Origin of the sequence: Burkholderia sp. MSMB0856 (assembly GCF_001524645.2) — a bacterium.
Lineage (GTDB): Bacteria > Pseudomonadota > Gammaproteobacteria > Burkholderiales > Burkholderiaceae > Burkholderia > Burkholderia diffusa.
This window is the reverse complement of the sequence record NZ_CP013429.1, coordinates 591,759-604,166: the sequence shown is the minus strand read 5'-3', so window position 1 is coordinate 604,166 and position 12,408 is coordinate 591,759. Positions and strand designations below refer to the sequence as shown.

The window sequence follows — 12,408 nt, the reverse complement described above, 5'->3', positions numbered from 1 at the left end:
GCGGTGTGCGCCGCGGGATTCACAGGGCTGCGGTGATGATCTTTTCCTCGAGGTATGAATCGAGCGCCGCCTTCGACAGGTCGCGCCCGACCCCGCTCTGCTTGGTGCCGCCCCACGGCAGGCGTGCGTCGATCGGGCTCCATGCATTGATCGCGACTGCACCGACATCGAGCCGTTCGGCGACGCGGTGCGCGGTCGCAATGTCCTGCGTCCACACCGAAGCGGACAGGCCGAACGGAGTGTCGTTGGCGATGCGAACGGCCTCGTCCTCGGTATCGAACGGCATGACCATGCCGACCGGACCGAACACTTCGTCGCGGGCGATCCGCATGCCCGGATGCACGCCGCCCAGAATCGTCGGGCGCATGAAGCAGCCGCGCGGCAGCACCTGTTCGTCGCCGGCGAGCATGACCGCGCCTTCGGCGAGCGCGCCATCGACGAGCGAGCGTACACGTGCGAGATGACGCGGGTTGATGAGCGCACCCATTTGGACGCCGGACTCGGAAGGCGGACCGACGCGGATGGCGCGGGCTGCATCGGCGAGCCGCGCTTCGAGAGCACCCGCGATCGAGCGGTGGGCGAGCACGCGCGAGCCGGCCGCGCACGTTTGTCCCTGGTTCGCGAACATGCCCGCCATCAGCGACGGGATCGCGCGGTCGAGATCGGCATCCGCGAACACGATTTGCGCGGCTTTCCCGCCAAGTTCGAGCGTGACGCGCTTGAAGGTCCTGGCGGCTTCCCCGGCGATCACGCGACCGACCTCGGTGCTGCCGGTGAAGCTGATCTTGCTCACGAGCGGATGCGCGACCAGCGCAGCGCCGACTTCCGCGCCGACGCCGTGCACGATGTTGACGACGCCGGCGGGCAGGCCCGCTTCGCAGACGAGCTCGCCGAGCCGGGATATCGCCAGCGGCGTGTCCTCCGACGGCTTGATGACAACAGGGCACCCGGCAGCGAGCGCGGGCGCGAGCTTCCACACGGCGATCATCAGCGGCGCGTTCCACGGGATGATCTGGGCGGCGACGCCCACCGGCGCGCGCCGTGTGTAGTTGAGCGTCGGGCGGCCCATGAAGCCGTCGGTCGGAATCGTGCGGCCCTCGAGCTTGTCCGCCCAGCCGGCGAAGTAGCGCAGCGTGTCGATGCTCATCGGGATGTCCATCATCCGCATCTCGGCGAGCGGGCGTCCTTGTTCGACGGCGAGAAGCTCCGCCAGCGCGTTGCCGTCGCGCTCGATCAGGTCCGCCAGCCGAAGCAGCCAGCGCGCCCGGGCCGCGCCGCCCGCGCGTGCCCATGCGTCGTCGTCCAGCACGCCGTGTGCGGCGCGTACGGCGCGGTCGACGTCGTCGGCGTTCGACGCGGGCACGGCGGCGACGCGGTCGCCCGTCGCCGGCGCCAGCTTGTCGAAAGTGCGGCCGGTCGAGGCATCGCAATGCTGGCCGCCGATCAGGTTCTGAATTTTCATCATCGTGTCCGTATTTCCCAGGGGCGAATCGTCGAGCCGGGCCGGTCGGGGAGGTGTCGGCTGCTGCCGCGGCCCGGCTTCAACGTCGGATCCACTGTAAGTCGATGCACGGGCGGGTCTTGTCCGCTATCGGCAATCGCTTCGACGTGACCGGGACAGGGAATACCCGGCCAACGGCGGCGCGTTGCGGCGACGAATCCGCTGCGAGAGGGGTGACGATGCGGAGCCCGTGCCGCGCAAGACACAGGCCGGCCGCGACTATTGGACGGCGCGTCCGAGTTCGCGATACAGGTCGGGATCGCTGCGTTTCAATCGCAACGCGGAGCGGATGCCGAGCGCGCCGATGGCGAGCAGGAAATACGGAAATAGTGCGACGAAAGCCGAATCCGATCCGCTCAGCACGGACAGGTTGCGCAGGACCAGCACGAGGCATGCGCCGAGCGCGATCATGCTGACGAGCGGTGCGATCAGGCGGTGCACGAGGCTGGCGTCGCGGCGGTCACGCGCGAAGAACGCGATGACCGATGCCGCCACGAGGATCTGTACGGCGATGATGCCGATCGTGGCCAATGCGCTCATCCACGAGAACACGATCGCGAACGGGTCGAGACGGAATGCGGCGGAGCCGACGATGGCCACGAGCGCGATCAGCGTCTGCACCTTTCCGGCCACGTCGGGGCAGCGATGCACGGGACACGTATGGCCGAGCTTGCGCCACAGCACGCGTTCGCGGCCCATCGCGTAGAAATAGCGCGTGATCGTGTTGTGGAACGACAGGATGGCCGCGAAGAGGCTCGTGACGAGCAGCACGTTCATCGCGTCCGTCGCGACATTGCCGAGCAGCCGCCCGCTGACGGCAAACCACAGGTTGGCCGGGTCGCGGGTCGCTTGTGCGGCGATCCGGCCTTCGCCCCACGCCTCGACGATCGCCCACGACGACAGCGCGTAGAACACCATGATGAGGATCACGGCCAGGTAGGTCGCGCGCGGAATCGTGCGTTTCGGGTCGCGGGCTTCCTCGGAGAAGATGGCTGTCGCCTCGAAACCCATGTACGAACCGAGGACGAACACGAGCGCGGTGCCGAGCCCGGGCGCGAACACCATCGCGGGGCTGAACGGTTTCGCGCTGAAGCCGCCGGCGCTCGCGCCGTGCACGACGATCGCGAGATCGAGCAGCATCACGATCGCGATCTCGCCGAGCATCAGCATGCCGAGCAGTCGCCCGCTGAACTCGATACGCCGCGCGCCGCAGCAGTGGACAGCCGCGATGCAGCTCAGCGCGAACGCCCACCATGGCACGTCGATGCCGTAATGCTGCTGGACGCCGTTGTTCAGGAAAAAGCCGAACATGGAGTAGATCGCGATCTGCACAGCGTTGTACGCGACGATCGCGACGAACGCGCCGCCCACGCCGATGGGGCGCCCGAGCCCGTTCGCGATATACGCATAGAACGCGCCTGCGTTGGAGATGTGCCGGCTCATCGCCGCGTAGCCGATGCTGAAGATCAGGTACATCACGCCTGCCAGCACGAATACGCCAGGCACGCCGGGGCCATTGCCGAGCGAAAACGCCGCGGGTGTCGCGCCGACCATCGCGGTGAGCGGCGCGGCCGCGGCGACGACGAAGAAGACGATGTGCGAAAGGCCGACGGCGTTCCTGCTGAGCCCTGCGTCGGACCGGGATGACGATTCGTTCATGAGTAGTCCCGCTGACCGGATCGTCCGTCAGGAAGCGATCGCGGCATGCCTGATCAATGTCCCTGCGTCGCGGGCCGATCCTGACGATCCGGCAGCGGAGGCTGCCGTCCGCCGACGACACAGGTGTGCGCTTCGACGGCCGTCCGATGATGCGCGCGAGGCGCACGATCGGGCCGACGACCCAATTTAAGATGCCGAAAAGCGCGACGTTGTCCGCTTTCGGCAATCCGCGCGGGCCGGAGCGGCAGGGGATTACCCGGGTGCGGTGCAGCGCTGCGGATGCGCGGTCGTCAACTCAGGCGCGGCGTGTGCGAGGGGAACTCGTGGAAATGCTGCTGGTAGTAGGCGGAGAAGCGCCCGAAATGGCGAAAGCCGAATTGCGCCGCGGCGTCGCCGACCCGCACCGTCTCGGCTGTCGTCATCAGGAAGCGTCGCACGGCGTTCAGCCGGATCGAACGAAGGTAGGCCGTCGGCGTGGTGCCGACCACGTTCTGAAAGCTGTATTGCAGCGTGCGGCGGCTGATGCGAAGGTGATGACAGAGATCGAGGACCGTCGGCACGTCATCGCTATCCAGTGCGATTTCCTGGCTCCGGCGAACGATGTAGCTTTGCGTCGACGCCGACGGCAGTGCGCCCGTCGCGGATTCGTCGGACTGTACGAGATCGAGCACGATGCCGACGACGCCGTGCGCGAGCACGCGTTCGTCGAACGCGTCGCGTGCCGTGAGCGAATCGTGGTCGAGCGCCTGGACAAGCACGTGCTCGAGGCCATCCAGCGCTTGGCGGTAACGCGCGGGCGAGATGGGGAGCACTGGCTGCTGCAGGATGCGAGCGGGCAGGTTCGCGAGTTCGTCGAATTCGCGATCGGCGGTGAGTGCGCGATCGATCGTGAAGGCGAGCACCTCCGTGTCGCTTGGGAGATGGGCGACGAACTCCTCGCCGCCGCGCAAGGTCAGCAGGCTGGGCCGCTCGACGGTGCGCCCCTGGACGACCGGCGCGACCGTGCTCGCGATCGGCAGCGCGAAGCAGAGGCGGTTGCGCGGCGCGAGCCCGTGCTGCATGACGCGCTGGTTGATGCGTTCGCGAAAGACGTGAAAGCGCTGGCCGGCGACCTGGCGCAACGTGGTCGTGGCGGTACCGGGACTGATCTGGTCGTAGTGCTGCGACCAGTTCACGATCGCCTGGGAATGGAGGAACACATCCGAAAAGCATCGTGTTTCAGCGTGCAGGTTCATGGTCTGGCCAGCGTGCCCCTTCTCAAGTTCGGCTCCGGATGGAGCCAGGTCGTGCCGTGCGGGCTCGGGCAGCGAGATCGCGCCACCCGGCCGGTTCAGCGATCATATCCAGAAAAAAACCGCCGGGGGGGCATCGGCAAGACCGTTGGCGTGCATTGCATCACGTGCAGGCGTTGTGTCGGAGCGCGCGATGCAATGCCCGTCATGGAATTGAAAAGGAAACCCCGATGTAGGAGATTGGATCAGGATCCAACAACTTTCGAGGGAATTGTTTACGAAAATCCCATTTTAGGGGATTTCTGTAAACTCACGAGATGGGGTTTACACATGGTCACGTGCGACGCGTCGTGACAAGGGGGATATAGCGGTCAATCAGGGGCGGCTTTCAGGCCCGCGCTGCCGCCTGACCTCCGGGCGAAGCCGCCCGCGAGCGGCCCCGTTACGAGGATCGATGGCCAATGCCGGTTACGCCGCCGACAACCTGACCGACACGCCCGTCGCCGTATAAACCGGCGTTGCCTTGAAGCCGTCGACCGTCACCGCCGAGAACTTCGCGGAAGCCGCTGCACCGTCGATCAGCGCGATGGTGTCGCCGGCCTTGGGCGCATAACCGTTCACGAACTTCACGTGCAGCGTGCCGCCCGCGACGGTGAGCGGGCCGCCGACGCGCAGGCGGCCGCCCCCGTTGCCGTCGATGTCGAGTTCGAGCGTCGTGTTGTCGAGCTGTGTATAGCGCGTCGCGATGACCACCGGCGCGCTGGCGGCAATCCTCACGCTGCCGCCCGAGCCCACGTACACGTCGCCCTTGCCAAACGCGCTTGCCGATGCCGCCGCAAGCGTGCCGCCGCTTACCTGCGTGCCGCCCGTATAGCTGTTGTTGCCCGCCAGCGTCAGCGTGCCGCTGCCTTGCAGCGTCAGCTTGCCCGCGCCGGCGATGTCGTTGCGCCACAGGTCGGCGGTATTGAACCCGCCCTGTGAAGCATCCATCGACACGATCACGTTGCCGTTGAATGCACCGTAACCGTCGGCCGCGATGAACAGGTTGAGGCGGCCCCAGCCTTCCGCATCGTCCATGACCGGATAGCCGGACGGCAGTTCGGTCGTCTTCAGCACGACGCGGCGCTGGTCCGCGCTCAGGTACGGGAAGCGCGTCTGCAGCAGGATCTCCGCTCCCTTCGGCACGACGGGCGGCGCGTCGGTCGACTCGATCGCGCCGAAGCCGAACGTCAGGCGGCGCGCGAAGGCCGTCTTGTTCGTCGCGTAATCGGCGAAGCGGTCGGTGGCCGTCGTGCCCGAGTGCGCGAAGGCGGCGAACGTCGTGTCGGTCGTGCCCGTGAGCTGCTGCAGCGCCTGATGGGCCTGGCCGTACGCGGCCTGCGCATCGCTCGCGTACGCGGTCAGGTTCGCCGCGCTGACGGCCAGCGCGAGCATGCGGCCGCCGATCACGTCGAGCGGCGAGTGCATGCCGGCGAGGATGCGGTTCTCGCCGAGTTCGAGGCCGCGGCCGACCATCTCCTGGAAGCGCTCCGGCACGAGCCACGCCATCGTCATCGCGTCGCGCACCGCTTCGGCCGTATGGCCGCTGATGAAGCCGCCGTCGGTCGCCGGCGTCGTGCTTTCCGCCGGCACGAGCGTCGGTGCGACGACGACGCTGGTGCTCCAGCGGTACGGCCGCGCGTACTTGTAGAAACGCTTCGACGGTTCGGTCGACGCGTTGTTGCCCATTTCGTTGAGCAGGTCGACGACCTTGCCGAAGCTCACGTTCGTGCTGCTGCCGACGCCGACGTTGTTGCCGGAATCGTTGTACAGCACCGTGGTCGCGTCGGCGGGCACGCTGGTGATGCTGGTCGTCTGCTGCGCGGCCGCGCGCCATGCGCCGGTGAGCGGGCCCATGCCGTCGGTCACGCTGTAGCCCTTGGCGCGCCGGTCGTCGAAGTACGCGGCGTCGGCCTGTTGCTGCGTGCGTGCGGTCGTTGCGTTGATCACATATTGAACGTTGGCGGCCAGCACCGTGTCGTTCAGGCTCGTGCCGCACGGCGTGCCGCTGCCGGGCAGGCCTGAGCAGGTCGACTGCGAGATCGCCGGAAACCCGCCGTTGGCCGGCGCGCTCACGCCGGCATCGACGAGCATCGTCGCCGGCTGCCACAGGTCGAGGAAGCGGCTCACCACGCGCACGGCCGCGTTGGTCGACAGCGTGGCATAGCGCGCGTCGCCGCGCTGGTTGGTCGCGATGTTGTCGACGAAGGCCGGCACGCTCGGCACGGGCGCGCTGTCGACGAAGCCGGGGTCGGCCGGCGGTGCCGGCATGGCCGCGCTGGTCGTGGTGGTCGATGCGACATCGTCGCCGCCGCCGCACGCGGCGAGAACGATCGCACTCGACAATGCTGCGACGTGCAGCGGAAAACGGCTTCGTGACGCAAACATGCAAGGCTCCATCCTGAGTGTCGAAGATGGCGGATTGTCGTGGGCGATCGTGACGCAGCCGTTACGGATTTGCTTCGGGGCGCGGTCGATGCGCCAAAATTCTCACTATTTGGTGAATTCGTGATGCTGAACGTAGCGACGGGGGCGATCGGGCCGTCGGCAATGTCCGGTCCGGCCAGCGCGCGCGTTCGAAAAGACGATCGGATCCGGCGCGCTCACGCCGATTGGGCGACCCATTCCGCGTCGGCGCGGCACACGCGGTTTCTGCCTTGACGCTTCGCCGCGTAGAGGGCGAGGTCGGCCTGATGCGACAACGCGTGCACGGACCGCGGGTGCGCACGGTGCCCGGTCGCGTAGCCGATGCTGACCGTGAAAGGCGGAATGGTCGCGTCGAACCCGTCGAGCCGGTTGCGTTCCACGGCGCGGCGAATCGCTTCGGCGACTTTCGCGGCGCCGCTTTCATCCGTGTCGGGCAATACGACGACGAATTCTTCGCCGCCGTAGCGCGCGGCAAGATCGCCGCGCCGCCGCGTATGCGCGCGAATGCACTCGGCGAGAAAGCGCAGCGCGGTGTCGCCTTGCGCATGACCGAAGCGGTCGTTGTACTGCTTGAAGTGATCGGCGTCGATGAACAGCACCGACACGCTGCCGTCGCTGCCGCGCTGCAGCCGTTCCCATTCGTCGGCGAGCGCGGCATCGAGCGCGCGACGGTTGTGCAGACCCGTGAGCGGATCGGTGCGCGTCAGGTCGGTGAGCAGCGTCTGCTTGCGCAGGTTGTCCCGCAGCGCGAACGCGAGCAGCCACACCACCGCGCAGAACAGCGCACCGATGACGGACGCGGACACGCCGACCGTCCACATCAAATGCGTGGTGCCGGCCAGCACGTCATGCTCGGCCGGTGCGACGACCGCGATCAACGGCGTGCCGGGCACCCGCTGGAACGTATAAAGCCGCACGACGCCGTCGATGCTCGAGCGCGCCGCATAGAAGCCCGATTCGCGACTCACCATGCGTTCGAACGACTTCGAGCGGCGCAGGCGGACCATCTGGTGATCGGTCAACGGCGGGTTTCTCGCGAGGATCGTGCCGTCGGCGCGCAGGATCGCGCTGACGCCATGCGGCCCGACGTTCAGGCGTGACAGAAGCCGATCGAAGTACGCGAGGTCGATGGCGACCACCGCGATTCCGTCGAACGTGTGATCCGCCCGCTCGATGCGCCGCGACAGCGCGATCGATTCCGTATTGCCGCGCGAACGCGCGCGATATGCCTCGGACACGTACAGGCCGACGTTGTCGGCATCGCGATGGACCTTGAAGTAGTCGCGATCGCTGAAATCCCAGTTGTGGGTCGAGCTGCAACAGCCGTCGATCAAACGGCCGAAGCGGTCCGTCACGCCCATGCCGGTCACGTATTGCGCGGCCGTGCGCTCGAACAGCACGTCGTGACGCAGCCCGGCGTCCATGCGCGCGACGGCGGGATTGCCGAGATCGGTGGCGAGCGAGACGAGCGCGTTGTTGGACGTCTCGACGGTGCGCGCGATCTCGCTGACCAGGACGGCCGCGACGTTGCGCGACGTCTCGTGCGCATGTCCGACGACCTCGCTACGTGCGGCCCACAGCGTCGCCGCGCTGATGCCGAGCGCGGCGAGCGACATCAGCGTGCCCAGCACGCCGACGATCAGGTGGTGGCGGCCGGCCCAGTCGGCAACTTTCTCGATCGGAATGGATGCAGGCATTGCTCGCGCTCGTGCGGGAAGCCGGCTGCGATCGCAGCGGCGCTGGTCAAATCCGGGTTAACGGCAGGGATGCCCGGAAATCGAGGCCGGCATGCGACGCAATGACTGCACGAGGTGCCGCAAACGTGTGCGTCCGGGTTGCGCCGTGCAACGAGCACGCGACAGCGGCGAATCCCGGCGGTCGCGTGAGATCAGTCGAGCCCGCCCTGGCACAGGTACTTGATCGACAGATAATCGTCGAGGCCGTAGCGCGAGCCTTCGCGGCCGTAGCCCGATTCCTTCACGCCGCCGAACGGCGCGGCTTCGCTCGCGAGCGCGCCTTCGTTGATGCCGACGATGCCCGTTTCGAGCCGCGCCGACACGCGCGCGATGCGCCGCACGTCCTGTGTGTAGAAATACGCGGCGAGCCCGAACGGCGTGTCGTTCGCGGCCGCGACGGCTTCGTCCTCGGTGTCGAACCGGAACAGCGCGGCGACGGGGCCGAAGGTTTCCTCGCAGGTCAGCTGCATGTCTGCGGTGGCGTCGGCGAGCACCGTCGGCGCGTAATAATTCGGACCGAGCTCGGGCAGACGCTTGCCGCCGGCGAGCACGCGCGCGCCGCGCTCGATGGCGTCGCTGACGTGGCGCGCGATTTTATCGACCGCGCGCGCGTTGATCATCGGCCCGATCTGCGCGGCCGGGTCGGTCGCGGGCGCGACCTTCAGCGCGGCGACGCGCGCGGCGAGCTTCGCGGCGAACGCATCGTAGACGCCGGCCTGCACGTACACGCGATTCGGCGATACGCAGGTCTGGCCGCCGTTGCGGAACTTGGCGGCCATCAGCCCGTCGATCGCGGCGTCGAGTTCCGCATCGTCGAACACGATGAACGGCGCGTTACCGCCCAGCTCCAGCGACAGCTTCTTCAGCGTCGCCGCCGATTCGCGCGCGAGCAGCTTGCCGACGGGCGTCGATCCGGTGAACGTGATCTTGCGCACGCGGCCGTCGGCGAGCCAGTCGGCCACCGCATCGATGCCGCGTTCGCGCGATGCGGCGATCAGGTTCAGCACGCCGGGCGGCACGCCGGCTTCCTGCGCGAGGAAGGCCAGCGCGAGCGCGGTGAGCGGCGTGTCCTCGGCCGGCTTCGCGACGACCGTGCAGCCGGCCGCGAGTGCCGGGGCGATCTTGCGCGCGATCATCGCGAGCGGGAAATTCCACGGCGTGATCGCGGCGACGATGCCGATCGGCTCCTTGATCGCGCTCAACCGCTTGCCGCGCTGCTGCTGCGGAATCAGGTCGCCGTACGTGCGCGTCGCTTCCTCGGCGAACCAAAGCACGTACGACGCGCCGTAGGCGACTTCGCCGCGCGCTTCGGCGAGCGGCTTGCCCTGTTCGCGCGACATCAGTTTCGCGAGATCGTCGGTGTGCGCGACGATCGCCGCATGCCATGCGCGCAGGATCGCGGCCCGTTCGCGAGCGGGCGTCGCGCGCCATGCGGGCAGCGCGCGCGCGGCCGCATCGGTCGCGGCGCGTGCGTCGGCCGCGCCGCTGTCGGGTGCATGGGCAACGGTCTCGAGCGTCGCCGGATCGGTGACGTCGAAGCGGCGGCCGTCTAGCGCGTCGCGCCAGGCGCCGTCGATCAGGTTGGCGGTGCGAACGAGTTCGGTTCGGGACAGCGTAAGCGGCATGACAGGTCCTTGGATGGAGAGATTCGGTGACGACGGCTGAAGCGCGGACGCGCGACTACCCCGCGCGGACGGCGTGCCGCCGCGTTCGCGGATGCCGCACGCTGCCCGTCAGTGGCGTTCGCCGAACAGCGATTCGAGCGGGTAGTGCCGTTTGACGAACGGCGACTTGATGATCACGTAACTGAAATACTTCTCGATGCCGATGTTCTGCTCGAGCAGCCCTTCGACGATCGTCTGGTAATGGCTCACGCTGCGCGTGATGAACTTCAGCAGATAGTCGTAGCCGCCGCTCGCGAGGTGGCACTCGACGATCTCATCGACGTTGCGGATCGCCGCGACGAAACGGTCGAAGTCCTCGCGGCGGTGGTCGGCCAGCGTGACCTCGGTAAACACGACCTGCACGTCGCCGAGTTTCTCGAGCTGGATGTGCGCGCCGTAGCCGCCGATATAGCCGGCCTTCTCGAGCCGCTTCACGCGGATCAGGCAAGGGCTGGGCGACAGCCCGACCGCATCGGCCAGTTCGACGTTGGTCATGCGGCCGCGCTTTTGCAACTGGGAGAGGATGCGCAGGTCGATGCGATCCAGCTTGCTGTCCGTCATGGTCGGGTGAGAGGGGAAAAAATGGAATGTCCGGTTACTTTAGAGTCGAACGATTGCCGCCACAAGCCCGGCTTTCCCTTGGCCGGTCAGGCCGGCTGCGCGTGCGCGGCGTCGAGCGCGCGCTGCACGCCCGCATCGGCCAGCACGTCGTCGAGCGTCTTGCGCACGCGTTCGAACATCAGGTCGAACTCGCCCGCGGTGAAGCTGAGCGCCGGCGCGAAACCGAGCACGCCGTCGCCGAATGCGCGAAACACCACGCCGTTCGCATACGCGGCGGCTGCGATCCTGTCGGGCACGTTGAGCGCGGGGTCGAAGCGCGTCTTGCGCGTCTTGTCGGCCACCAGTTCGAGCGCGCCGAGCAGGCCGGCCGAACGCGCGTCGCCGACGAGCGGATGCGCGCGCAGCGCATCGAGCCCCGCGGCGAAACGCGGCGCCATCTCGCGGCCGTTCGCGAGCAGCCCGCCTTCGTGATAGAGCTTCAGCACCTCGAGGCCGATCGCCGCGCTCACCGGATGCGCGGAATACGTATGGCCGTGGCCGACCGCGGGCGAATCGGCGCGGCTGCCCGCGATGCCTTCGTAGATTTCATCGGACATCAGCACGGCACCCATCGGCGCATAGCCGGCGGTCAGCCCCTTCGCGACGGTCATCAGGTCCGGGTCGACCTGCTCGGTCTCGCACGCGAACAGCGGGCCCGTGCGGCCGAAGCCGGTGATCACCTCGTCGGCGACGAACAGGATGCCGAGGCGCCGGCATGCGTCGCGCATCGCCTTCAGCCAGCCGGCCGGCGGGACGATCACGCCGCCGGACCCCTGCACGGGCTCGCAGAAGAATGCCGCGACGTTGTCCGCGCCGAGTTCGGCGACTTTCGCCTCGAGCGCGGCGACCGACGCGGCGATCAGCGCCTGCGCGTCGTCGCCGAGCGGATGGCGATACGGGTAGGGCGACGGGATGTGGTGCTGATCCGCGCGCGGCAGGTCGAAGTGACGATGGAACGCGGGCAGCGCGGTGAGCCCGGCGCCGATCGACGACGAGCCGTGATAGCCACGTTCGAGCGCGATCATGTGCTTTTTCGTCGGGCGACCGGTCGCGTTGAAATAGTGCGTGATGAAACGCACCGCGGAATCGACCGCATCCGAGCCGCCGAGCGTGAAGTACACGCGATTCAGCGACGGCGGCGCGAGTGCCGCGAGCCGTTCGGCCAGCTCGATCGCGGGTTGCGAGCCGAAATGGAAATAGCCGGTCGCGTAGGGCAGCTTCGCCATCTGGTCGGCGGCGGCCTTCACGATGCTGTCGCGGCCGTAGCCGACGTTCACGCACCACAGGCCCGAGAACGCATCGAGCAGCGTGTGGCCGTCGGCGTCGCGCAGGAACACGCCGTCGGCGGATTCGAGCACGGTGACGCCGCGCGCCTCGTGCGCACGATAGTTGACGACAGGGTGGATCAGGTGTTGACGATCGGCTTCGATCAGCGCGGCTTGGTTCATGGCAGTGCGGGACTCTCGTCGGGTGTCAGCGTGAGGTCATGCTACCGGGCGAGAAATCCGTACGCGCTTTCAATTTGCGACCTGAAACGTACGAACGCGGTG

8 protein-coding genes are annotated in these 12,408 nt (G+C 67.6%); all 8 read right to left on the bottom strand.

The window, feature by feature from the left end; translation table 11 throughout:
• Window positions 1-19: 19 nt before the first annotated feature.
• The 8 genes from WS87_RS31495 to WS87_RS31460 all read right to left on the bottom strand — a co-directional run bounded on the left by WS87_RS31495 (window position 20) and on the right by WS87_RS31460 (window position 12,306).
• Window positions 20-1,465, bottom strand: a complete 1,446-nt coding sequence (locus WS87_RS31495; protein ID WP_059820080.1) for an aldehyde dehydrogenase family protein — start codon at window positions 1,463-1,465, stop codon at window positions 20-22.
• Between the two features lie 255 nt (window positions 1,466-1,720).
• Window positions 1,721-3,160 carry an APC family permease gene (locus tag WS87_RS31490; RefSeq protein ID WP_059820081.1) on the bottom strand — a complete coding sequence of 480 codons (1,440 nt, stop codon included), beginning with the start codon at window positions 3,158-3,160 and terminating at the stop codon, window positions 1,721-1,723.
• Between the two features lie 290 nt (window positions 3,161-3,450).
• Window positions 3,451-4,359: a helix-turn-helix domain-containing protein gene (locus tag WS87_RS31485; RefSeq protein WP_236873274.1), complete on the bottom strand. Its 909-nt coding sequence runs from the start codon at window positions 4,357-4,359 to the stop codon at window positions 3,451-3,453.
• 501 nt (window positions 4,360-4,860) lie between these two features.
• Window positions 4,861-6,819 (bottom strand): phosphatase PAP2 family protein, encoded by a 1,959-nt coding sequence (locus tag WS87_RS31480; RefSeq protein WP_059820083.1) that lies wholly within the window; start codon window positions 6,817-6,819, stop codon window positions 4,861-4,863.
• Window positions 6,820-7,034: 215 nt separating this feature from the next.
• The gene (locus WS87_RS31475) at window positions 7,035-8,555 is read right to left on the bottom strand and encodes a GGDEF domain-containing protein (RefSeq protein ID WP_059820084.1); all 1,521 of its coding nucleotides are present in this window, start codon (window positions 8,553-8,555) and stop codon (window positions 7,035-7,037) included.
• Between the two features lie 191 nt (window positions 8,556-8,746).
• Complete coding sequence (locus tag WS87_RS31470) at window positions 8,747-10,219, bottom strand: NAD-dependent succinate-semialdehyde dehydrogenase (protein ID WP_059820085.1); 1,473 nt, start codon at window positions 10,217-10,219, stop codon at window positions 8,747-8,749.
• Between the two features lie 108 nt (window positions 10,220-10,327).
• Window positions 10,328-10,819, bottom strand: coding sequence for an Lrp/AsnC family transcriptional regulator (locus WS87_RS31465; protein WP_006749694.1), 492 nt, complete (start codon window positions 10,817-10,819; stop codon window positions 10,328-10,330).
• 86 nt (window positions 10,820-10,905) lie between these two features.
• Window positions 10,906-12,306 carry an aspartate aminotransferase family protein gene (locus tag WS87_RS31460; RefSeq protein WP_059820086.1) on the bottom strand — a complete coding sequence of 467 codons (1,401 nt, stop codon included), beginning with the start codon at window positions 12,304-12,306 and terminating at the stop codon, window positions 10,906-10,908.
• Window positions 12,307-12,408: the final 102 nt, after the last annotated feature.